Source organism: Streptomyces sp. NPDC004609, assembly GCF_042873655.1.
GTDB lineage: Bacteria > Actinomycetota > Actinomycetes > Streptomycetales > Streptomycetaceae > Streptomyces.
The window spans coordinates 1-22,824 of the sequence record NZ_JBIALS010000033.1; the positions used below are offsets into that span (position 1 = coordinate 1).

The following is a 22,824-nucleotide window of genomic DNA, read 5'->3' on the forward strand; positions in this document are numbered from 1 at the left end:
TAGTGGGGCCCGAACGAGAAGGCGTGCCGGGTCTCGATGCCGGCCTGCGGGTCCCCCCCCCCGGACCGCGACCCCCCCCCCCCCCCCCCCCGCGCCCCCCCCCCCCGCCCCCCCCCCCCCCCCCCCCCCCCCCCCCCCCCCCACGCCCGTGCACGCCCCTCATGGGCGTCCGCTGTTCCGCGGCGCGTGTCCTACAGCGCGCCGAAGCCCACGCGCCGCGCCGACGGCTCGCCGATCTCGACGTACGCGATGCGGTCGGCCGGCACCAGGACCTTGCGGCCCTTGTCGTCCGTGAGGCTGAGCACCTGCTCCTTGCCGGCCAGCGCCTCGCCCACGGCGCGCTCGACGTCCTCCGCGGACTGCCCGCTCTCCAGAACGATCTCCCGCGGCGCGTGCTGCACGCCGATCTTGACCTCCACGGCTATGTCCCTCCGACGGTCCGTGCGTTGCGCGGTCAGCCGCGCCGTACCCAGCACACACTAGCCGGGCGGAGGGCTCGCCCAGACGCCGCAGGGGAACGCCAGGAGCGAACAGCCCCGCCGAGGGCGCCGCGCCCTTCCGGGCCGGGACGGATGGCCGGGATGGGGATGGCCGGGATGGGGAAGGTCGGAACGGAACGTCGGGCGGCCTGGCCCACCGCCGAACTCCCCGCCGCCCGGTCGTCCTGGAGAGCCGTCCCGGCCTCCGGGTCGTCTGGCTCCGGCCGTCCTCGTCGTCCGGCTGGTCGTCTGCTGGTCGTCCGGTTAGTCGTCTGCTAGTCGTCCTGGTGGTCCGCGCCGTGCAGCGGGAAGCCCGCGATGCCCCGCCAGGCGAGCGAGGTCAGCAGCTGCACCGCCGAGTCCCTCGGGATGCCCGAGTCGCTGGAGAGCCAGTACCTGGCCACGACCTGCGAGACGCCGCCGAGCCCCACGGCCAGCAGCATCGACTCCTCCTTGGACAGATCGGTGTCCCCGGCGATCACATCGGAGATCGCCTCCGCGCACTGGAGGGACACCCGCTCGACCCGCTCGCGCACGGCGGGCTCGTTCGTCAGGTCCGACTCGAAGACGAGCCGGAACGCGCCGCCCTCGTCCTCGATGTACGCGAAGTAGGCGTCCATCGTGGCGGCGACCCGCTGCTTGTTGTCGCTCGTCGACGCCAGAGCCGTGCGCACGGAGTGCAGCAGGGCCTCGCAGTGCTGGTCGAGCAGCGCGAGATACAGCTCCAGCTTGCCGGGGAAGTGCTGGTAGAGCACCGGCTTGCTGACGCCCGCCCGCTCGGCGATGTCGTCCATCGCGGCCGAGTGGTACCCCTGCGCCACGAACACCTCCTGGGCGGCGCCCAGGAGCTGGTTCCTGCGGGCTCGGCGTGGCAGGCGCGTGCCCCGCGGGCGCGCCGCCTCTGTCTGCTCGATGGCTGTCACGCCGCCTCCCAAAATCGTTCTGTGCGCGGTGAGCGCCGCGCCCGCCATCGTACTTTTGGGTAACCCGGCCGTGTGCGTCGCGGACGCAGAATTTCACGGACCGGACACCCGCGGTAGCTCCCTATTCGGGGGCAAAGAGGTGCACGTCACCGGGTGTGGACATCGCCTCACCCACCGTGGTCACCGATAGTCGTCCTCGTCCTGGGCGACCACTCTCGCCTGTTCCACGGCGTCCGCTTCGTTCGCCGTGTCCGGATCGATATGCGGCAGGTCGTCGTCGTCCGGGCGGATCTCGGTGTGCTGCTCGGCCGCGTCGGCCTCCGGTACCTCCTCGCCCAGCTCGTCGACCCGGCTTCCGGCCCGGTCGTCCGTGTCCCCGTCGTCTGCCCGGTCGCCGTCGAAATTGTCGGGATCGGTGGGATCGACAGCCATACGGCACCGCTTTTCCTCGACGTTTCCCGGGATTCGCTCTTCCCGGGGGGAGCTGTGGCTTTTCCTCCGGTCGCTGTTCCACGTATTTCGAGGGTGCCGGGCCCGTCCGGCCCCGAGGGCCGGATGGACCCTTTCCTACGAGCCTAGGAGGTACTGTTCCCCCGCGCTATGCGGTCTGTGATGCCGAACACACGATGCGCGGTGTGATCGTCTCGTAACATTGCCGCATGTCTTCGACCGAGCTGCCGGGCGTCAGTGCCGCCACCGCCGCCGCGGCCCCCGAGGTCGCGGCCGTCCGGGTCGCCGAGGGGGAGGAGCTGCGCTCCGTCGCCCTGCCGGGGCTGACCCTCAGCGTCAGATCCCGGCCGCCGTCCCGCAGCGGACTGCCGCCCGCCCTGTACGTCCACGGGCTGGGCGGTTCTTCTCAGAACTGGTCGGCCGTCATGCCGTTCCTCGCGGACTCCGTGGACGGCGAGGCGGTCGATCTGCCGGGATTCGGGGACTCCCCGCCGCCGGCCGACGGCAACTACTCGGTCACCGGGCACGCGCGCGCGGTGATCCGCTATCTCGACGCGGCCGGGACCGCCCCCGTCCATCTGCTCGGCAACTCCCTCGGCGGCGCCGTCGCCACCCGCGTCGCGGCCGTGCGCCCCGACCTGGTGCGCACCCTCACCCTGATCTCACCCGCCCTGCCCGAGCTGCGCGTCCAGCGCACCGCGGTGCCCACCGCGCTGCTCGCCCTGCCCGGGGTCGCCCGCCTGTTCGGCCGGATGACCCGGGACTGGTCGGCCGAGCGGCGCACCCAGGGGGTGATGGCGCTCTGCTACGGGGATCCGGGCCGGGTCTCCGACGAGGCCATGCGCCACGCGGTCGCGGAGATGGAGCGGCGCATGCAACTCCCGTATTTCTGGGAGGCGATGGCCCGTTCCGCGCACGGTATCGTCGACGCGTACACCCTGGGCGGCCAGCACGGTCTGTGGCGGCAGGCGGAGCGGGTTCTCGCGCCGACGCTGCTGGTGTACGGAGGGCGTGACCAGCTCGTCTCGTACCGTATGGCGCGGAAGGCGGCGGCGGCCTTCCGGGACTCGCGGCTGCTGACCCTCCCGGACGCCGGGCATGTGGCGATGATGGAATACCCGGAGACGGTCGCCGAGGCGTTCCGGGAATTGATCGACGACATCGGCAGGAGCTGATCGGGGCCCGTGGGACGACACAGCCGTAAAGGCCCCGCACCCAAGGGCTCACATCCGGAGAGCGGGTCCGCCGCGAGCGGCTCCGGTTCAGCCGTCCCCGATCCGTACGACGCGCGGAGCCGGCCGGCCGGTCCGTACGGCACACAGGGCGCCCGCCCGGACCCGTACGACACGGGCGGTCGCGGCGCCGATCCGTACGACACCGGTTCCCACGCCGTCGGCGGCCACGGCACCGGCGCTCATGGGACGGACCCGCGGTACCCCGAGCACACGGTCTCCGGGTACGGCGGCTCGCAGAGGACGCGCGGCGGGCACCCCGAGCAGCGCGAGGCGGGCGGCGGCTGGGGCACGGGAGCCCTCCCGGCGGGGTACGAGCTCCGCCAGGGGCCCGTACGGGGCACGCCGGGGCCGGTGACCGCCGGGCCGCGGGTGCCCGCGCCGCGCGGGGTGTCCACCGAGGGGCGCGACGGCACCGGTGCACCAGGCCCCGCGGGCGCGGGACCGAGGAGCGGCCCCCGGGCCGACCCCGGAGCGGGACACGGGCCGCATCCGCGTTCCGGTCCGCGTACGGACACCCGTCAGGACCCGGCGGCGGGCTCGCCCTCCGGCCCAGACGCGGACGGCACGCGTACCGGCTCGCGGTCCGTGGCCACCGTGCCGGGGCAGCGGCGTGCCGGGAGCGGCCGGGCCGGCCGGGCGGACGGGGGAGGCCGGGGCGGCAAGGCGGGCAAGGGGCGCACCTTCACCGGGATCGCCGCGGCGGCCGTGACGACCGTGCTCGCCGTCATCGTGGCCGGTCAGGTCGCCGCCGACGGCAAGGGCAGTCCCAAGGCGTCCGCCGCCGGGGGCGAGCGGAGCGACACGGACGGCTCCGCTTCCCGCTCCGACACCAGGTCGGCCCCCGCGCGGCAGCCGGCCGCGAAGCCCCCGGCCCCGACGTACGAGCAGCTGATGGCCACACCGTTCCAGATCGACCCCGAACTGACGGCGGACGGCACCTTCGAGGCCGTGCCCGGTGTCGACAAGGCTCCCGGCAAGGGCCGCAAGGTCCGCTACCGGGTGGACGTCGAGAAGGGCCTCGGTATGGACGGCGTGCTCTTCGCCGCCGCCGTGCAGCGGACCCTCAACGACGAGCGGAGCTGGGCGAACGGCGGCGCGATGACGTTCGAGCGGATCTCGTCCGGCGATCCGAAGTTCGTCGTGACGCTCGCCAGCCCCGGCACGACGGACGTGTGGTGCGCCAAGTCGGGTCTGAACACCTCGATCGACAAGGTCAGCTGCGACTCCGCGTCCACCGACCGGGTGATGATCAACGCGTACCGCTGGGCGCAGGGATCGGACACCTACGGCCTCGGCGCGATGTTCGCGTACCGCCAGATGCTCATCAACCACGAGGTGGGCCACCGCCTCGGGCACGGCCATGTGAGCTGCCGGACCGAGGGCGCCCTCGCGCCGGTCATGCAGCAGCAGACGAAGTCCCTGGACATCGACGGGATCGCGTGCCGCCCCAACCCCTGGGTCCATCCGAAGGGATGAGCCCGCGCCCGCCGGCCGGGCGGCCGTGGTAGAAGGCGCCCGCACCGGGCGCTCAGGGTTGGCCGTAGCCTGACATTCCGTGACAGAGAGTCCCCGTAGCGCGACGGAACGCTACTGTGGTGCGAAAGTTACGTCTATTCACCCCTTCCGGTGGTGCGACGGACAACCGTCCGCCGTACCACGGCCACACCGGCTTACGGTCGTCCCGCTGCGTGTCGCCGAGCCAACGGCGGCTGCTCACAAGGGAGATCGGGGGTGCACTCGTGCGGATCGGACTGCTCACCGACGGTGGCTATCCGTATGCGGCAGGTGAGGCGAGGGTGTGGTGCGAGCGGCTGGTGCGCGGGCTCGCCCAGCACGAGTTCGACCTCTACGCGCTGAGCCGCAGCGCCCGGCAGGAGGACCTGGGCCTGGTCGCGCTCCCGCCCCAGGTGCGCCGGGTGCGGACCGCAGCCCTGTGGGCGCCGCAGGACGACGGGCGCGGCTACGGGCGGCGCGAGCGGCGCCGATTCCTCGGGCACTTCCAGGACCTCGTGGCCGCGATCTGCTCGCCCGGCGCCGACCGGGCCGGGCCGGCGGACGACGACCACGGCCCCGCGGGGCACGGCCTTCCCGGCGCCGCCCCGGACGGGATCCGGCGCGCTGCCCCGGACGAGGCGGGCGACGGCTTCGCCGAAGGGCTGTACGGACTGGCCGAACTCGCCCGCGAACACGGCGGGCTCCCCGCCGCCCTCCGCTCCGAATACGCCGTACGCGCCCTCGAATCCGCGTGCCGCGCCCCCGGCGCGCGCCGGACCGTACGCGCCGCGGCCGTTCCCGACCACCTCGCCTTCGCGGACGAACTGGAGCGCGCCCTGCGCCCGCTCTCCCTGGACTGGTACGGCGACGACGACCTCGGCGCGGTCGACCTCTGCCATGCCGCGTCCGGCGGATCCGCGGCGCTGCCCGGCCTGTTGGCCAAACGCTTCTTCGGGGTTCCGCTGCTGGTCACCGAGTACGGCGTCCAACTGCGCGCGCACTACCTCGCCTCGGGTGCGGCCCGCCGCCCGGGCGGCGGCCGGGAGCTGAGCGGCCCCGTGCGCGCGCTGCTCGCCGCCTTCCACGGGCGGCTCGCCGCCGAGACCTACACCCGGGCGTCGGTGATCACCCCCGGCAACACCCACGCCCGCCGCTGGCAGGAGAAGTGCGGCGCGGACCGCGACAAGCTGCGCACGGTCTACCCGGGCATGGAGGCGGACCGGTTCGCCGCGGTGGGGGAGGGGGAGCAGGGCGGCGATCCGCTCACCCTGGTCTGGGTCGGCCGGATCGAGCCCGTCAAGGACCTCATCGCGCTGCTCCACGCCTTCGCCGAGGTGCGCAAGGAGGAACCGCGGGCCCGGCTGCGGCTGTTCGGCACGGCGGTACGGGGCCCGGGGTCGGCCACACCCGGGTCGGCCACCTATCTCTCCCACTGCCGGGCGCTGGCCGCCCAGCTCTTCCCCGACGAGGCGGCCGACGCGCACGCGGTCGGTGACAACCCCGTCTCCTTCGAGGAGATCGGCGGTCCCGAGGCCCCCGAACTCGCCGACGCCTACGCGGCCGGCGGAGTCGTCGTGCTGTCGAGCGTCGTGGAGGGCTTTCCGCTCAGTCTCGTCGAGGCGATGTTCTGCGGGCGCGCGACCGTCTCCACGGATGTCGGCGCCGTCGTCGAAGTCATCGGCGGCACCGGTCTGGTCGTCCCGCCGCGCAATCCCCGCGCCCTCGCCGACGCCTGCCTCGCCCTCCTGAGGGACCCCGAGCGGGCCGCCCGGCTGGGCGCCGCGGCCCGCGCCCGGGCCCTCGAACTCTTCACGGCCGAACAGAACATCGCGGCCTTCCGCGCCGTGTACCTGGAGCTGATCTCGCACTCCCCGGTGCGCAGGGAGCCGGTGAACGAGGCGGGCGAGCCCCTGCCCTTCGGCCACCCGGCGGAGGCGCACGTCCCGGTGGGGCTGCGGGGCGCGGGAGACGGGAACCCGCTGCCCGGATTCGTCACCTCGGCGACGGCTGAGGAGGCCCGCGCATGAGTACCACCCACATCAACGACAGCACCCACGCCGACGACGGCCACCGGCGGCACGGCTGTGAGGCGCTGCTCGGCGGCCCCTCCGACGCGGTGGGCGGCCCCGAGCCGTCCGGGCACCGCTCCCGGCCGCCCGTACCGCCGGAGGGGCACGCCCGGCCGACGCGGTCCGCGCCCCCGGCGGGGTACGCCCCGCGGGACCGGTCCGAGCCGCGGCCCGGGTACGGTCACCCGGCCGGGTCCGCCCCGGCTCCGCCCGGGTCCCGGCCGCGGCCCGCACCCCGGCGCGGGCCCGCCGACCCCGTCAGGGCCCTGATGCACCAGCACCGGGAGCTGTGCGAGCGGGCCGTCGACCCGCTGGAGATCGCCGCGGGGCTGGAGGCCCACGGCGTCACCGACCGCACCGCCGCGCGCTTCCGGCACCGGGACGTCTTCTCGCTCGCCGAGGAGCTGTACGCACGGGTGCCCCGGGACCAGGAGCCGCCCCGGACGCAACGACAGCCGGCGCCCGCCTTCGCCCGCGATCCGCGCCCCCTGCTGCTCTCCCTGGTGCCGGGCGCACTGGCGGTCCTCACGATCGCCGGACGGGAGGCGCTCGGCGGCGCGCCCCGGGCGGCGGTCACGGCGGCCGGGACGCTCGCCGTCGCCGCCGCGGTGATCGCCGTTCTCCGCCGGGGGCCCCTCGGCGCCCGGGGCCGTACCGTCCGCTCCGCCTGTCTGTGGACACTCTGGCTCGTCGGCTACGCCGCCTACGGCGAGGACCTCATCGGCCAGATCGCCGTCGGCGGACCCGAGGGACCGCTCCACCCGGCCCTCGCACCGCTCGCCGGGCTCGCGCTCGCCGTCGCGCCCGCCGCCTGGTGCGCGCGTCTGTTCGCGGTACGGGCCCGGCGCAGGCGGGACGGCAGCCGGGGGCTCGCCGAGTTCGCCACCGGCACCCGCCCGCTGCTGCTCGGGACCGTCGCGCTGTACGCGGGAGCCCTGATCACCCTGCTCGTGCTGACCGGACTCGCCGTCCCCCGCGGGCAGGCAGGCGGCGCGCTCGCGCCGGCCGTCGCCCTCGGGCTGCTGCTCTTCCTGGCCCGGCTGCTGGTGGTGCACGGCTTCGCGCGGGCCGCCGCCACCGGGCTCGCCGCCGCCTGCGCCGCCGAGGCACTGGCACCCCTGCTGCTGCTGGCCGGCCGTCTGCCCGGCTGCTCCTTCCTCGCGCGGCCGGTGGAGGCGGTCACGGGCGCCTGGGGGGCCGGAGCCGTCCCCGCCCTCGCCTGCGCGCTCGCCGCGACCGTGCTCCTGGTCCATGCCACGGCCGCCCTGTCCCGGGCCTCCGCCCACACCGACTGATCCAGCGCCTCCCGCGGAGCCGACACCGCGGGCGTACCCACCCCGGCCGCATCAGCCGCCGCGGCGACAGCGACACCCAAGGAGAGACCCGAAGATGACCCCCCAATCCCCAGCCCCGACCCGTCGGCACCCAAGGGGCGCGCGATGAGGGTTCTGCTGCTCGGCGCCAATGGATTCCTCGGCCGCTTTGTGGCCGACCGGCTGCTCGCCGACCCCGCCGTACATCTCACCGCGCTCGGGCGCGGTGACGACGCCGATGTGCGCTTCGACCTCGCCGGCGGCAGCCCCGGCGCGCTCACCCGCTTTCTCAGCGCGGTCCACCCCGGTGTCGTCGTCAACTGCGCGGGCGCCACCCGGGGCGGCGCCCGCGATCTGGTCCGGCACAACACCGTCGCCGTCGCCACCGTCTGTGAGGCCCTGCGCCGCAGCGGCTGCGGGGCACGGCTCGTCCAGCTGGGCTGCGCCTCCGAGTACGGGCCCTCCCAGCAGGGCGCGTCCACCGCGGAGGACGCGATTCCGCGGCCCGGCGGCCCGTACGGGGTGAGCAAGCTCGCCGCCACGGAGCTGGTGCTCGGCTCCGGGCTGGACGCCGTCGTCCTGCGGGTCTTCTCGCCCGTCGGGCCCGGCACCCCGGCCGGTTCCCCGCTCGGCCGGCTCGCCGAGGCGATGCGCCGCGCGATGCAGTCCGGCGACAGCGAGCTGAAGCTCAGCGGCCTCGGGGTCCAGCGCGACTTCGTGGACGTACGGGACGTGGCGCGGGCGGTCCACGCGGCCTCGCTCTCCGCCGCCCAGGGCGTGGTCAACATCGGTACGGGCCGGGCCGTGCGGCTGCGGGACGCGGCGGCCGTCCTGGCCAGGGTCGCCGGATATCCGGGCGCCCTCCACGAACTGGATCTTCCGGCGGGCAGGCCGGGCGGTCTCGGCGGGCACCTCGGGGGTCACGGCGGCCCCATGGGCCACCCCGGCGGTCACACCGGGCCCGGCTCGCTGGGCGGTCATCTCGGCCCCGGGATCGGGGCGCCGCGCTCCGAATCCGTCCTGGAGCAGGTGTCCACGGCCCCGCTGCCGTACCCGGACGGCTGCGGCAACTGGCAGCAGGCGGACATCCGCACCGCCCGCGACCGGCTCGGCTGGCGTCCCCGGATCAATCTGGAGGAATCGCTCGCCGACATCTGGATGGAGGCGGCGTGCCGCATCTGACCACCACGGGCGCCCAGCTCTCCGCGACGGGCAGCGAGCGGCTCGGCATCGGTGTCCCCGGCTACGCGCATCCGCTGCTCGCGCCCGGGGAGTGGGCCGAACTGACCCGGCCGGGCACCCCTCTGCACTGGGTCGTGCTCAATGTGGCGAACGGGCCCGGCGAGCGCCCCGACCCCCACTGCCTGGCGGCGGCCGGCCGGCTCGGCAACGCGGGTGTGCGTGTCCTCGGCCATCTCGACATGGCGCACGGCTCGCGCACCTTCGGCGATCTGATCGCCGACGCCCACCGCTATCTGGAGTGGTACCGGGTCGGCGGATTCATGCTGGACCGCTGCCCGGTGGACCGCGCCGACCTGGCGGCCGTCCGGCGGGTGACGGGGACACTGGAGACGGTGCTCGACGGCGGCGGAGAAGGCGGCGGGCATCTGGTGCTGGGGCACGGCTCGCACCCGCACCCCGGCTATGCCGAGGCGGCGGATCAGCTGGTCACCTACACCGGGCCCTGGGCGGAGTACCGCTGGTCCCAGGTGGCCCAGTGGACGGCCGACTATCCGCCCGAGCGGTTCGCCCACTTCGTCCACGGAGTGCCGCGCACCCATCTGGAGGAGGCCACCCGGATCGCCCGCTGGCAGGGTGCCGGAACGATCTTCTTCACCGATCGCAGCGACCGCCTCGGCAGGTCCTACGGCTTCGGCGACGAGTGGTTCGGCGACGCCGGGCTCGGCGGCGAAGGGTTCGGCGCCGGTGCCGGCGGAGGTGCGGCCAGCGGTGCCGCCGACATCGACCAGGGGCGGATCGGGGCATTCGAGGCGCTGCCCGGCTACTGGAACGAAATCGTCTCGCAGATCGGACCGGGTGTCTCGGAATGAGAAGGCGCGTGGCAGTGTTACGGAGAGAACAACCGTACTGACTTATCGACGCAACGGAGTCCCCGTGTCGCTGCCACCCCTGGTCGAGCCAGCTGCTGAGCTCACCGTCGACGAGGTCCGCAGGTACTCCCGCCACCTGATCATTCCCGACGTCGGGATGGACGGGCAGAAGCGGCTGAAGAACGCCAAGGTGCTGTGTGTGGGCGCGGGCGGCCTGGGGTCTCCCGCGCTGATGTACCTCGCGGCGGCCGGTGTGGGCACGCTCGGCATCGTCGAGTTCGACGAGGTCGACGAGTCGAACCTCCAGCGCCAGATCATTCACAGCCAGGCCGACATCGGCCGCTCCAAGGCCGAGTCGGCGAGGGACTCGGTCCTCGGCATCAACCCGTATGTGAACGTGGTCCTTCACCAGGAACGGCTCGAAGCCGACAACGTGATGGACATCTTCGGCCAGTACGACCTGATCGTCGACGGCACGGACAACTTCGCGACCCGCTATCTGGTCAACGACGCGTGCGTGCTGCTCGGCAAGCCCTATGTCTGGGGCTCCATCTACCGCTTCGACGGCCAGGCTTCGGTCTTCTGGTCCGAGCACGGCCCCTGCTACCGCTGCCTCTACCCCGAGCCCCCGCCGCCGGGCATGGTCCCGAGCTGTGCCGAGGGCGGGGTGCTCGGAGTCCTCTGCGCCTCCGTCGGTTCGATCCAGGTCACCGAGGCGATCAAGCTCCTCGCCGGTGTCGGCGAGCCGCTCGTCGGCCGGCTGATGATCTACGACGCCCTGGAGATGCAGTACCGCCAGGTCAAGGTCCGCAAGGACCCCGACTGCGCCGTCTGCGGCGAGAACCCCACCGTCACCGAGCTCATCGACTACGAGGCGTTCTGCGGCGTCGTGTCCGAGGAGGCCCAGGAGGCGGCCGCCGGTTCGACGATCACTCCCAAGCAGCTCAAGGAGTGGATCGACGACGGCGAGAACATCGAGATCATCGACGTCCGCGAGATCAACGAGTACGAGATCGTCTCGATCCCCGGCGCGAAGCTGATCCCCAAGAACGAGTTCCTGATGGGCGCCGCACTGGAGAGCCTGCCCCAGGACAAGAAGATCGTCCTGCACTGCAAGACGGGTGTCCGCAGCGCGGAGGTGCTGGCGGTCCTGAAGTCGGCGGGCTTCGCGGACGCGGTGCACGTCGGCGGCGGTGTCATCGGCTGGGTCAACCAGATCGAGCCCAGCAAGCCGATCTACTGAGCCGGACGCGTCCCGAGCCGGTGACCCACCGGGCCGGGACCAGGTGATCCGCCCCATCCGTCACCTCGCCGCGGCCCGGACCCGAGATCTCGGGTCCGGGCCGCAGGCATGATCCGGCGCACGGGCGCGAGCGGGCATCTCGGCGGGGTCGCAGCCGGGGTTCGTCCGGCGCATCCGGGCGCGAGCACCTTCCCCCGGGCGCCCGCGCGGGGCGCCCGGGAGCCTCGGCCGCTACGAGCAGGTCTTGCCGTTCGGCGGGACGGTGCCGTCCAGCAGATACGCGTCCACCGTCTTCGTCACACAGTCCGCCGTGCCGTACGCGCCGTGGCCCTCGCCCTTGTTGGTGATCAGCACACCGACCCCCGCGCCCAGCCCGTCAGCCATCTTTTTCGCGCCCTCGTACGGGGTGGCCGGGTCGCCGGTGGTGCCGATGACCAGGATCGGGGCCGCGCCCTCGGCGGAGACATCCGTCGGACCGCTGTCACCGGTCACCGGCCAGCCGGCGCACCAGCCGGCCAGATCCCAGGCCAGCATGGGGCCGAAGACCGGCGATATCTCGGTGAACTCGGGCAGATGGCGCGACGTGACCTCGGCCGCCGTCGCCCTGGCTCCCTTGGCGTCGGTGCAGGAGATCGCCCGCTGCGAGTGGTCCTGGGTGGTGAAGTCGCCGTTCTCGTCGCGGCTGTTGTACCTGTCCGCGAGCTGGAGCAGGGGCGCGCCGTCACCGTTCTCCGCGGCGTCGAGCGCTTCGGTGAGCGTCGGCCAGCCCTCCTGCGAGTACAGCGGCAGGACGATGCCGATGAGCGCGAGGTTCTCGGTGAGCTCGCGGCCCTCCCCGGCGGGCAGCGGCTTCCGGTCCAAGCGCTCCAGCAGCTTCACCACGCGGGCCGTGCCCTCCTTGGCGCCGATGCCGCGGTCCTTGAAGTAGTTCTCCAGCGCCCGCTGGAAGCCCATGGCCTGATTGCGCGAGCCCCCGGCGAAGTCGGTGGTGGGGTCGACGACCGCGTCCAGGACGAGCCGTCCGACCTTGGAGGGGAACAGGTGGGCGTAGACGGCGCCCAGTTCCGTACCGTACGAGAAGCCCAGGTAGTGCAGCTTGTCGTCGCCGAGGACCTGGCGCATCAGATCCATGTCGCGCGCCGCGCTCTGCGTCCCGACGTGCGGCAGCAGCGTGCCCGACCTCTTGGCGCAGCCCGCGCCGAAGGCGGCCGCGTCGTCGAGGTAGATCTTCTCCTCGGCGGCGGTGTCCGGGCTGTGGTCCAGCCGGTGGCTGGCCTCGGTCTGCTCGCTGGTCCGGCACACGACGGCGGAGCTGTCCGCGACTCCGCGCGGGTCGAAGCCCACCAGGTCGTAGCGGCGGTTCAGCTTCTGGTAGTCCTCGGCGGCGCGGGGGAGGGTGGCGACGCCGGAGCCGCCGGGTCCGCCGAAGTTGAAGAGCAGGGAGCCGATGCGCCGGTCGGCGTCCTTCGCCTTGGCGCGGATCAGGGCGATGCCCAGCGTCTCGCCCGAGGGCTTGCCGTGGTCGAGCGGTGCCTTCATGGTGGCGCACTGCCACTGCCGGCCGGGCTTCTCCGCGTACATTCCGTCCGCCATGACCGGTGGGCGGCAGCTCTTCCAGGTGAGCTTCTGCCCGGTGAGCGCGGCGGGCAGGGCCGCGGCCGACGCGTCGGGCGACTCCTTCGCGGAGGCGGACGGCGAGGAGCCGCTCGCGTCCGCCGCGCCCTTGCCCTCCCCCTTGTCCGGGTCGGTGGTGCAGCCCACGGCCGCCCCGGCGAGCAGCAACGCCACTGTCGCCAGGGCCCCCGCCCGTGCCCTCGTGCTCATTGCGTGCCCCCCAGGCTTCGAGATGTCCTCCGACATCCTAGGTCGCCCCACCGACAACCCCGCAGGCGGTGGCCCCGGGGCCTACCGGCAGACCGTCCCCGCCACCGGGACCTTGCCGTTCAGCAGATAGGAGTCGACGGCCCGCTGCACACAGACACTGCCGCCGTTGTACGCCCCGTGGCCCTGGCCGCGGTACGTCAGCTCGACCCCGACGCCCGGTCCGAGTTCCTTGACCATCGCCCTGGCGCCCTCGTAGGGAGTCGCCGGGTCGCCGGTGTTGCCGATGACGAGGACGGGCGGCGCGCCCGGCGCCGAGACGTCGGGGGTGTTCCAGGTGCCCGGCACCGGCCACTTCGTGCAGCCCATCAGGCCCCAGCCCATGTAGTCGCCGAAGACGGGCGACGCCTTGCGGAACTCCGGCAGCTTCGCCTTCGTCTGCTCCAGCGAGTAGCGGTCCTTGGTGTCGACGCAGCTGATCGCGGAGAACGCCGCGCCCATATTGCTGTAGTGGCCGTTCTCGCTGCGGCCGTTCATGGCGTCGGACAGCGCGAGCAGCAGCGCGCCGTTACCGCCGTCGGCCTCGTCGAGCCCCTGTTCCAGCAGCTCCCAGAACTCCTGGGAGTACAGCGCCTGCGCGATGCCGTTGGTGGCCTGGGTCTGGGTGAGCGGCCGGTCGCCGCCGGTGGGGATCGGCTTCTTGTCGAGCCGCCGCAGCAGGTCCTGGATCCCGGCCTCGACCTCCTGGACGGAGGTGCCGGGGAGCAGACACGCGTCGCCCCGGGCCACGCAGTCGCGGGCGAAGTTGTCGAGGGCCAGCTGGAAGCCCCTGGCCTGGCCGAGGGAGCTCTGCTCGGAGTTCTGCGTCGGGTCGACGACGGCGTCGAAGACCGCGCGGCCCACGTTCTTCGGGTACAGGTGCGCGTACACCCCGCCCAGTTCCGTGCCGTACGAGATGCCGAAGTAGTGCAGCTTGTCGTCGCCGAGGACCTGGCGCATCAGATCCAGGTCGCGGGCGGCGTTGACGGTGCCGACGTGGGGGAGTTCGGTGCCGGAGTTCTTCTCGCAGGCCGAGGCGTAGTCCTTGAGGTTCTCGGTGAACGCCTTCTCCTCCGCGGTGTCGTCGGGGGTCGCGTCCTTGGCGTAGAACTCGTCGAGCCGGGCGTTGTCCTCGCACTGCACGGCCACACTGCGGCCGACCCCCCGGGGGTCGAAGCTCACCAGGTCGTAGCGGGCGCGCAGGGCGGTGTAGTCGGAGGCGGCGGCCGGGAGGGTGGCGACGCCGGAGCCGCCGGGTCCGCCGAAGTTGAAGATCAGGGAGCCGATACGGCTCCCCTGGTCGGCGGCCCTCGCGCGGATCAGGGCGATTTCGATGGTGTCCCCGCCGGGATCGGACCAGTCGAGGGGCGCGTCCATGAAGGAGCACTCCCAGGACGTGCCGCCGGGCAGCGGCGACGGGGCCGGTCCGCCGCCCTCCGCCTCGGACGGCGGGGGACACGCCTGCCACCGCAGCTTCTGCGATACGAGCCCCTTTCCCGGGGACGCCGTGCTGGTGGTGCCGCTGCTCGGGTCCTTCCCCTTGCTCTTGTCACCGCTGTCGGAGCAGCCCGCGGCCAGCAGTACGGAGAGGGAGACGACGAGAGCGGCGGCGCGGGCGGCCGTGGAAGAGGTCGGCATGCCGCCATCGTGCGCCGGGGGCGCGCGCCCCGCCCCTGCGGCGGTCCAAGCGGGTGGTTTGCGCGCCGACGGCGTGTGGTTGCCGGGACCGGGCGGGGAGGTGAGCCGAGTGGCTGTGCGCTCCGTACGGGCCATGGCACCGGGCGGCCCGTCACGCCGGGCGGTCGCCCCGGGACCGGGCACCCACCGGGACCGGCACCCGGGCCGGGGAACAGGGATCCGCCGGACCGGCACCGGGCACCCGCCGGACCGGCACCGGGCACCCGCCGGGACCGGCACCGGGCACCCGCCGGGACCGGCACCGGGCACCCGCCGGGACCGGCAGCCGGGCACCCGCCGGGACCGGCAGCCGGGCCGGGGAACAGGGATCCGCCGGGACCGGCGCCCACGAGGCCGAACAGTACGTACCCGAGGCGGTACCCGGATTCGACCGGCACCCTGGCCCGGGTGTCCGGGCAAGAGGCACCCGCCGGGACCGGTGCCCGGGGAGCAGCGGCCCCACGGATCCGGCACCCCGCCCGGACCGGCACTCCGCGCGGAAGCGGCGCCCATGGAGCAGCGGTCCCGCGCGGATCCGGCGTTAGCCGGCGCCCCGGAGCGCGCGGCCCCGCACCCCTACAGCGAACCCTTCCGCGTCAGATGGTTGAAGGCGAACCACCCCGGCAGCACCGGCAGCCACAGGGTCAGCATCCGGTACAGCAGCACCGCCGCCGTCGCGACATCCTTCGGCACCCCGGCAGCGAACAGTCCCAGGATCAGCGCGCCCTCGACCGCGCCCACACCACCGGGCGTCGGCGCGGCCGACCCCAGCGCGTTGCCCGCGAGGAAGACCACCGCGAGGCTCGCGTAACTGAGCGGCTGGTGGCCGTCGTTGAACGCCCGGATCGAGGCGTCCAGACACATCACGAAGGCGAAGGTCAGCAGCAGCTGCCCGCCGATGCCGGTCAGCAGCTTCACCGGCCGCTGGAGCACGTCGAGCATGCGCGGCACCACACCGGCGAACAGCGACCGCAGCCGCGTCGAGACGAACTTCCGCAGGAACGGGATCGCCGTCACCACCAGGACCAGCACCGCGACCGTCAGCAGGCCCGCGATCACCGTCCTGGACGGGCTCAGCGACGGGGTCTTCTCCGTGCCGGTGAGATAGCCGAAGGTCAGCAGCAGCAGGATGTGCGCCCCCAGCCCGAAGAGCTGCGCCGCGCCCACACTCGCCACCGCGAGCCCCGGCCGTACGCCCGAGCGCTGGAGGAAGCGGGTGTTCAGCGCCACCCCGCCGACCGCCGCCGGAGCGACGATCTTGACGAAGGATCCGGCGACCTGCGCCAGGACGGTCCTCGGGAAGGGCACCCGCTCGGGGACGAAGCCCAGCAGGCTCATCGCTGCGGCCAGATAGCTGGCGGCGGAGAGCGCGACCGCCGCCGCCACCCAGCCCCAGTGCGCACTGCCGAAGTCCGCGCCGAGGTTGGTTCCCGCGATCTGGGAGAGCAGGAAGTACGCGGCGACCGCGCCGGCGATCAGACTGACGAGCGTCCGCGGCCGGATGCGTTCGAGCCGGACCGGCTCCACCGGCGCCTGCGGTCTGATCCGCAGCACCTGGTGGCGGATCTGGGTGAGCAGATCCTCCTCGCGCGCCTCGTCGAGGGCCTCGTCCACGGCCCGCTTGTCGGCCTGCTTCTCCGCCCGCTCCGACTTGCGTACGGCCTTGCGGCCCTCCCCGGGAGGCTCGGCCTCACCAGTGCGGGCCCGCCGGGCGGCGGCCGACGCCTCCAGCACAGCGTCCCGTTCCCGCTGCGCGCGCTCACGGGCGAGTCGGCGCAGCGTCGCCCGGGTGGAGCGGCTCAGCGCGATCGGCTGGAGCAGCGGCAGGCAGTCCGCGACCGCGTCCGGCCCGAGGATCTCCAGGGCCGCGGTGACCGCCCGCTCGGCGCCCATGCGCAGCCCGAAGGTGGTGAGCAGCTGGGCGATGTCCATACGCAGCACCACATCGCCGGCCGCGATCTCCCCGCCCCGCAGATCGGTGAGGATCACCTTGCCGGAACGATCCACCAGAATCGCGTCGCCCGTCAGCCTGCGGTGTGCGATGCGACGGGACTGGAGCGCCTCGACCTGCCGCCAGGCCCCGCGCGCCACGTCGTCGGTGATCTCCTCGTCCGCCATGGCGTCCAGGGAGCGCCCGCCCAGGTGCTCGTACACGAGCATCACGGCGTCGGGTCCCAGCTCGGAGGTGGCGATCAGCTTGGGGGCGTTGGCCCCGGCGGCGATCGCCGCGTACGCCAGCAGCGCCTCCTGCTCCAGTGCCTGACGCAGCGACTGGAGGGAGCGGCGGGTGGTGATGGAGCGGAGCGTCAGCCGGCGCCACGCCCGGTAGAAGAAGCCCTGCGCCTGCTGCTCACGGTCGACGACGGTGACGTCGAGCGGCGGCCCCTTCTCCAGGGTGACCAGATAGCGGCGGCCCCGGTCGCCCTGCTCGGCCGGGCTGCCGCCGTCCGGGCGCAGGGGCGAGTTCTCGGGCACGTCCTCGGCGCGCATCGCGGTCACCGGGCGGAAACCGACGTGGCGCAGACCCGCCAGCAGGGTCTGGCCGGTGGGGCGCACGTTCGGCGAACCGACGGCGTACAGCGTGCCGTACGCGACGGTCCAGCCGAGCAGCACGGTGAGGATGATGGAGAACGGGGTGGTGTACCCGGCGACCAGCATCGCGAAGGCGTCGAGCAGCAGAACGACCCACAGGACCACCCGCCATCTCGGTCTGCGGGCCATCCCGACGGCGGTCATATAGGCGATGACGGGCGCGAGATAGCCGTGGACGGGGTCGGTGAGCCCGCCGCCGGACTGCGCCCGGGTCAGCGCCTCCTGGAGGGTGCCGGGCGCGGCCCTGGCGACCCAGAGGTCGGTGGCGAGGGTGACGCCGTGCGCGAGCACGGCCGCGAGGACGCCGTCGGCGATGCGCAGCCCGTCGCGCTTGATCAGCCGTTCGATCGCGAAGGCGACCGGGACCAGCAGAACGGCGATGGAGGAGACCAGCCCGGCCAGCTTCACCAGCAGATCGGGCGCCTGGCCCGTGCCCTTGCTGATGTCGTGTTCGAGACCGGTGGTGGTGCCCACGGCGAAGGAGGCGACGGCGAGCACGACGGCGATCGCGAGGATGCCGCTGAGGAAGCGCATCAGATCGGAGGGGCGGTGCACCCGGGCGGCGAGCAGCGGCTCGTCTCCCGAGACCCGGTCGACACCGCCGACATCGGGCCCGTGGTGGTCCTCGCCCCCGGGCGTCCCGTCCGGCCGCGGCCCGGACTCCCCGGCGGTGTCCCCGCTCTCCGGCTTCCTCAGGTCCGGCTTCTCCGCGCCGTCCCCGTCGCCTTCGTTCCTGTGCTCGATCGGCTTCCTGCCCTCGCTGGTGGGCGTCTGTGTGTCGGCGGCCCCGGCGTCCCCGGCCGGGTCCGGCCCGGAGCCGGCGGTGTCAGCCGTCGTGCCAGGCCGCACACCCTGCTCCTTCGCCGTCTCGGTCTCATCTTGATCTCGTATCACCAGTCACCGCCCGCACGATGGTGGCACGACCGGACGACAACGGGGGGCATCAGGGTGTATCGCGGGGGCGTGAGCTGCGCAATAGTGACCATTCTGCCTCCCGCCCCCGGCCCGGTGCGAGGGGCCGTCCCGCCGGGGAACCGGGGGCGTTGTCGGTGGGGTGCGGCAGGATGGACCGGATGGAAGAGCTGCCGGATTACGCCGAGCGGGTGCTTGAGGTCGCCGAGCTGATCCCGCCCGGCCGGGTGATGACGTACGGCGACATCGCCGAATGGCTGGGCGAGGGCGGCCCGCGCCAGGTCGGCCGCGTTCTGGCGCTGTACGGCGGGGCCGTGCCCTGGTGGCGTGTCGTGCGCGCGGACGGCACCCTGCTGCCCGGTCACGAGCTGAGCGCCCTGGCGCACTACCGGACGGAGGACACCCCGCTGCGGGAGGCCCCGCGCGGCGCCGAAGGCCATGTGCCGCGCCTCGACATGCGGCGTGCGCGGTGGGACGGCGGCGGTGGTGCGGTCGACGGCGCTCACCCATGACGGCGTCCGGCAAGCGGCGGCGGTGCGGCAGCCCCGGGGACCGCGCGGAGCGCGGCACCGGGGGCGCGCACCCGGTGCGACGGCGGGGCCCGCGGGATTCGACCGGCCCGCCGCATGCCCGCCGGGCGACGGCGTAGCGTCGTCGGCGCGCGGCATCGACCGCTCCATCAGCACCAGCACACCCACCAGGACCGGCGATCCACGTGAGTTCCTCCTCCACCACCGGGCGTACCCCGTACCCGGGACAGGTACGGCAGGGGGTTCCCCCGCGCCCGCAGGGGCTCAGAGGGCGGACCCCGGGCGCGTACCGGCTGGTACGCACTTCGCCGGGCGCCGTGGATCCCCCTCACCTGGACGCAGCGCAGCGCGCGGTGGTTGACCACGGCCACGGCCCCCTGCTCGTTCTCGCAGGTCCGGGCACCGGGAAGACCACGACCCTGGTGGAGGCCGTCGCGTCCCGGGTCGCCGGAGGAGCCGATCCGGAACGGATCCTGGTCCTCACCTTCAGCCGCAAGGCGGCGGTGGAGCTGCGGGACCGGATGGCGCTCCGGCTCGGCGGCGCGAAGGGCCCGCAGGCCACCACCTTCCACTCTTTCTGCTACGCCCTCGTCCGCGCCCACCAGGACGCCGATCTCTTCTCCGAACCGCTGCGGCTGCTGTCGGGCCCCGAGCAGGACGTCGCCGTACGGGAGCTCCTCACCGGTCAGATCGACCTGGAGGCGGAGGGGCTCGCGCGCAACCACTGGCCCGACGAGCTGCGGGCCTGCCTGACCACCCGGGGCTTCGCCGACGAGGTACGGGCGGTGCTCGCCCGCAGCCGTGAGCTGGGGCTCGACCCCGCGGCCCTGGACCGGTTCGCGGCCCGCACCGGGCGGCGCGACTGGCGGGCGGCGGCGACCTTCCTCGCGGAGTATCTGGACGTCCTGGACATGCAGGGCGTCCTCGACTACGCCGAACTGGTCCACCGCGCAGTACTGCTGGCCGAGCGGACGGCCGGCCCCGGCGGGCCGGTGTCCGGAGGGCCGCGGGCACAGGGGATCCTCCCGGGGGCCTTCCCGTACGACACCGTCCTCGTGGACGAGTACCAGGACACCGACCCCGCCCAGGTGCGGCTGCTGCGGGCGCTCGCGGGCGGCGGCCGGACCCTGGTCGCGTTCGGCGACCCCGACCAGTCGATCTACGCCTTCCGGGGCGCGGATGTGAACGGGATCCTCGACTTCCCCGCCGCCTTTCCGCACGAGGACGGCAGCCCGGCGAAGGTGGCCGTCCTCACGAGGTCCCGCCGCAGCGGGGAACACCTCCTGGCGGCGACCCGCCTGCTGACCCGCCGTATGCCCCTGACCCGGCTGCCCGCCGACAAGGTCCGCGCCCACCGTGAGCTGGGGGCGGTCCGCGAGGGCGGAACGGTCGAGACGTACACCTTCCCCACCGCCTCCACCGAGGTCGACAACATCGCCGACATCCTCCGGCGCGCGCATCTGGAGGACGGCGTTCCGTGGGGGGACATGGCCGTCCTCGTCCGCGCGGGCACCCGCACGATTCCTTCGATCAGGCGTGCTCTGACCACGGCGGGTGTGCCGCTGGAGGTCGACGGCGCGGATGTGCCGCTGCGCCACGAACCGGCGGTGGCGCCCCTGCTGACCGCCCTTCGGGCGGTGGCCGCGGCGGCCGTCTCCGGGGCGGGCGGGGCCGCGGCGGGGCCCGGACCGGAGGACGGGGAGAGCGATGGCGCCCGGGGCGCCGGGGCCGTCGGTACTGCCGGGGCCGGAGGGTCGGGCCCCGGGGAGACGGTGCCGGGGAAGGGCGCGACGGGCGGCACTGCTTCCGGTGGGGGCGCGGGCGGTACTGCTCCCGGTGGGGGCGCGACCGGCGACGGCACCTCCGCCGAAGGTACGTCGGGGGGCCGTGCGTCCGGCGGGGAGACGACAGGCGGCCGCGCGTCCGGCGGGGGCGCGACGGACGACGAGCCGGTGGCGGCCCGGCCCCGGAGCGCCGTGACGGACGACGGCGCCGGCGACCCCTGGCTCGGCACCGAGACCGCTCTCACTCTCCTCGCCTCCCCCCTCGGCGGCATGGACGCCGCCGACCTCCGGCGGCTCGGGCGGGCCCTGCGGGACGAGGAGCGGGCCGCGGGGAACCGGGTGCCGCCCCCGTCCGATCTGCTGCTCGCCCGCGCCGTCGCCGAACCCGAGCGGCTCGTCGCCCACGACCCCTCGTACGCCCGCGGCGCGCAGCGGCTCGGCGGGCTGCTGCGCACGGCGCGGGAGCTGCTGGAGGGCGGCGGCACGGCCGAGCAGGCCCTGTGGGAGCTGTGGGACGGCACCTACTGGCCCCAGCGCCTGGAGAGCGCCGCCCTGCGCGGCGGCGCGGCCGGGCGGAACGCGGACCGGGATCTCGACGCCGTGTGCGCGCTGTTCGACGCCGCCGCCCGCGCCGAGGAACGCACCGGCGGCCGGGGCGCCCTCAACTTCATCGAGGAGATCGAGGCCCAGGACATCGCCGCCGACACCCTCTCCGGCCGGGAGGCCCGGCCCGACGCCGTGCGGCTGATGACCGCGCACCGCTCCAAGGGCCTCGAATGGGGGCTCGTCGTCGTCGCCGGGGTGCAGGAGGGCCTGTGGCCCGACCTCCGCCGCCGGGGCTCCCTCCTGGAGGCCGACCGCATCGGCCGCGACGGCCTCGCCGAGCCGCTGACGCCCGGCGCGCTGCTCGCCGAGGAGCGCCGCCTCTTCTACGTGGCGGCGACCCGTGCCCGGGACCGCCTGGTCGTCACCGCCGTGAAGGCGCCCGCCGACGACGGGGACCAGCCCTCCCGTTTCCTGACCGAACTCGGCGTCGAGCCGAAGGACGTCACCGGACGCCCCCGCCGCCCCCTCGCCGTCCCCGCGCTCGTCGCCGAACTGCGCGCCACCACCGTCGACCCGGAGGCCTCCCCGGCGCTGCGCGACGCGGCGGCCCGGCGGCTCGCCCGGCTCGCCTCGCTCGGCGACGACGAGGGAATGCCGCTCGTCCCGGCCGCGCACCCCCACCGGTGGTGGGGGCTGTACGAGCCCACCCACAGCCGGGTCCCCCTGCGGGACCGGGACCAGCCCGTCGCGCTCTCCGGCAGCGCCCTGGACCAGCTCGCGAACACCTGTGCGCTCCAGTGGTTCCTGGGCCGCGAGGTGAAGGCCGACGCGCCCGCCACCGCCGCCCAGGGCTTCGGCAACGTCATCCATGTGCTCGCCGACGAGGTCGCCTCCGGGCAGACCCCCGCCGACCTGGCCGTCCTCATGGAGCGCCTGGACTCGGTGTGGAACGCGCTCGTCTTCGACGCCCCCTGGAAATCGGAGCAGGAGAAGCGCCACGCGCGCGTGGCGCTCGAACGCTTCCTGCGCTGGCACGTCATGGACCGCGGTGGCCGCACTCCCGCCGCCACCGAGCAGGGGTTCGACGTCGTCCTGGAGGCGGGGGAGTACGAGGTCCGCATCCGGGGTTCCATGGACCGGGTGGAGCGGGACACCGAAGGGCGCGCGTACGTCGTCGACTTCAAGACCGGCAAGCAGTCCCCCACCGGTGACGAGGTCGCCCGCCACCCCCAGCTCGCCGTCTACCAGCTCGCCGTGCGCGAGGGCGCGCTCGACGAGGCTTTCGGGGGACGGCGACCGGAGCCGGGGGGCGCCGAACTCGTCCAGTTGCGGCAGGCCGCCGCCAGGAGGGACGGCGGCGAGGACCTGCCCAGGATCCAGGCACAGGAGCCGCTCGCGGGGGAGTGGGCCGGCGAACTGCTCGCCACCGCGGCGGGCCGCGTCCTCGACGAGCGCTTCACCCCGTCCGCGGGGAAGCAGTGCGACCACTGCGCGTTCCGCGCCTCGTGCAGCGCCCGGCCCGAAGGCCGCCACATCGTGGAGTGAAGGGCGGGTGACCGCCCCTTCCGCCGGCAGGCGCGGCGGGCCCGGCGCGGGCTTGGTGAGGGCCCGGCGCGTGCCCGTGCGGCGGGGCGGCCGGGGAGCCGCTCGGCCGGGGCCGGCGGTG

The 22,824-nt window shown here is 74.2% G+C and carries 16 protein-coding genes; 9 read left to right on the forward strand and 7 right to left on the reverse strand.

From position 1 onward, the window contains the following. Positions 1-191: 191 nt before the first annotated feature. The 3 genes from ACFYT4_RS27555 to ACFYT4_RS27565 form a co-directional block, all read right to left on the reverse strand. Positions 192-419, reverse strand: coding sequence for a DUF3107 domain-containing protein (locus ACFYT4_RS27555; RefSeq protein WP_389274508.1), 228 nt, complete (start codon positions 417-419; stop codon positions 192-194). A gap of 335 nt (positions 420-754) precedes the next feature. Then, positions 755-1,402 (reverse strand): TetR/AcrR family transcriptional regulator, encoded by a 648-nt coding sequence (locus tag ACFYT4_RS27560; protein WP_389274511.1) that lies wholly within the window; start codon positions 1,400-1,402, stop codon positions 755-757. Positions 1,403-1,582: 180 nt separating this feature from the next. Further along, the gene (locus tag ACFYT4_RS27565; RefSeq protein WP_389274514.1) at positions 1,583-1,834 is read right to left on the reverse strand and encodes a hypothetical protein; all 252 of its coding nucleotides are present in this window, start codon (positions 1,832-1,834) and stop codon (positions 1,583-1,585) included. 227 nt (positions 1,835-2,061) lie between these two features. On the opposite strand from ACFYT4_RS27565, the gene ACFYT4_RS27570 reads away from it, so the two are divergent. After that, positions 2,062-3,027 (forward strand): alpha/beta fold hydrolase, encoded by a 966-nt coding sequence (locus ACFYT4_RS27570; protein ID WP_389274517.1) that lies wholly within the window; start codon positions 2,062-2,064, stop codon positions 3,025-3,027. Between the two features lie 87 nt (positions 3,028-3,114). Here ACFYT4_RS27570 and ACFYT4_RS27575 read toward each other — a convergent pair whose 3' ends face one another. Beyond that, entirely contained in the window at positions 3,115-3,270 is a 156-nt protein-coding gene (locus tag ACFYT4_RS27575) for a hypothetical protein (RefSeq protein WP_389274520.1), read from the reverse strand. 402 nt (positions 3,271-3,672) lie between these two features. Here ACFYT4_RS27575 and ACFYT4_RS27580 point away from each other — a divergent pair, with 402 nt between their 5' ends. The 6 genes from ACFYT4_RS27580 (at position 3,673) to moeZ (ending at position 11,257) form a co-directional block, all read left to right on the forward strand. Continuing rightward, positions 3,673-4,563: a DUF3152 domain-containing protein gene (locus ACFYT4_RS27580; RefSeq protein ID WP_389274524.1), complete on the forward strand. Its 891-nt coding sequence runs from the start codon at positions 3,673-3,675 to the stop codon at positions 4,561-4,563. A gap of 263 nt (positions 4,564-4,826) precedes the next feature. After that, positions 4,827-6,608 carry a DUF3492 domain-containing protein gene (locus tag ACFYT4_RS27585; RefSeq protein ID WP_389274527.1) on the forward strand — a complete coding sequence of 594 codons (1,782 nt, stop codon included), beginning with the start codon at positions 4,827-4,829 and terminating at the stop codon, positions 6,606-6,608. Further along, complete coding sequence (locus tag ACFYT4_RS27590; RefSeq protein ID WP_389274530.1) at positions 6,605-7,945, forward strand: hypothetical protein; 1,341 nt, start codon at positions 6,605-6,607, stop codon at positions 7,943-7,945. Before ACFYT4_RS27585 ends, ACFYT4_RS27590 begins: the two co-directional genes overlap by 4 nt. Before the next feature lie 144 nt (positions 7,946-8,089). Beyond that, positions 8,090-9,145: an NAD-dependent epimerase/dehydratase family protein gene (locus ACFYT4_RS27595; protein ID WP_389274533.1), complete on the forward strand. Its 1,056-nt coding sequence runs from the start codon at positions 8,090-8,092 to the stop codon at positions 9,143-9,145. After that, entirely contained in the window at positions 9,133-10,014 is an 882-nt protein-coding gene (locus ACFYT4_RS27600; RefSeq protein ID WP_389274536.1) for a spherulation-specific family 4 protein, read from the forward strand. Before ACFYT4_RS27595 ends, ACFYT4_RS27600 begins: the two co-directional genes overlap by 13 nt. A 64-nt stretch (positions 10,015-10,078) precedes the next feature. Next, positions 10,079-11,257, forward strand: coding sequence for an adenylyltransferase/sulfurtransferase MoeZ (gene moeZ, locus ACFYT4_RS27605; protein WP_389274539.1), 1,179 nt, complete (start codon positions 10,079-10,081; stop codon positions 11,255-11,257). A 231-nt stretch (positions 11,258-11,488) separates the two neighbouring features. Here the strand turns inward: moeZ and ACFYT4_RS27610 are convergent, their stop codons facing one another. The 3 genes from ACFYT4_RS27610 to ACFYT4_RS27620 all read right to left on the reverse strand — a co-directional run bounded on the left by ACFYT4_RS27610 (position 11,489) and on the right by ACFYT4_RS27620 (position 18,082). Then, positions 11,489-13,081 (reverse strand): alpha/beta hydrolase, encoded by a 1,593-nt coding sequence (locus ACFYT4_RS27610; RefSeq protein WP_389274542.1) that lies wholly within the window; start codon positions 13,079-13,081, stop codon positions 11,489-11,491. A gap of 81 nt (positions 13,082-13,162) precedes the next feature. Beyond that, complete coding sequence (locus ACFYT4_RS27615) at positions 13,163-14,755, reverse strand: alpha/beta hydrolase (protein ID WP_389274545.1); 1,593 nt, start codon at positions 14,753-14,755, stop codon at positions 13,163-13,165. Positions 14,756-15,370: 615 nt separating this feature from the next. Beyond that, positions 15,371-18,082, reverse strand: a complete 2,712-nt coding sequence (locus tag ACFYT4_RS27620; RefSeq protein WP_389274706.1) for a lysylphosphatidylglycerol synthase domain-containing protein — start codon at positions 18,080-18,082, stop codon at positions 15,371-15,373. Between the two features lie 368 nt (positions 18,083-18,450). Between ACFYT4_RS27620 and ACFYT4_RS27625 the strand changes: the two genes are divergently transcribed. Further along, positions 18,451-18,810 (forward strand): MGMT family protein, encoded by a 360-nt coding sequence (locus tag ACFYT4_RS27625; RefSeq protein WP_389274548.1) that lies wholly within the window; start codon positions 18,451-18,453, stop codon positions 18,808-18,810. A gap of 203 nt (positions 18,811-19,013) precedes the next feature. Continuing rightward, positions 19,014-22,703 carry an ATP-dependent helicase gene (locus ACFYT4_RS27630; RefSeq protein WP_389274551.1) on the forward strand — a complete coding sequence of 1,230 codons (3,690 nt, stop codon included), beginning with the start codon at positions 19,014-19,016 and terminating at the stop codon, positions 22,701-22,703. The last annotated feature ends 121 nt before the right edge of the window (positions 22,704-22,824 follow it).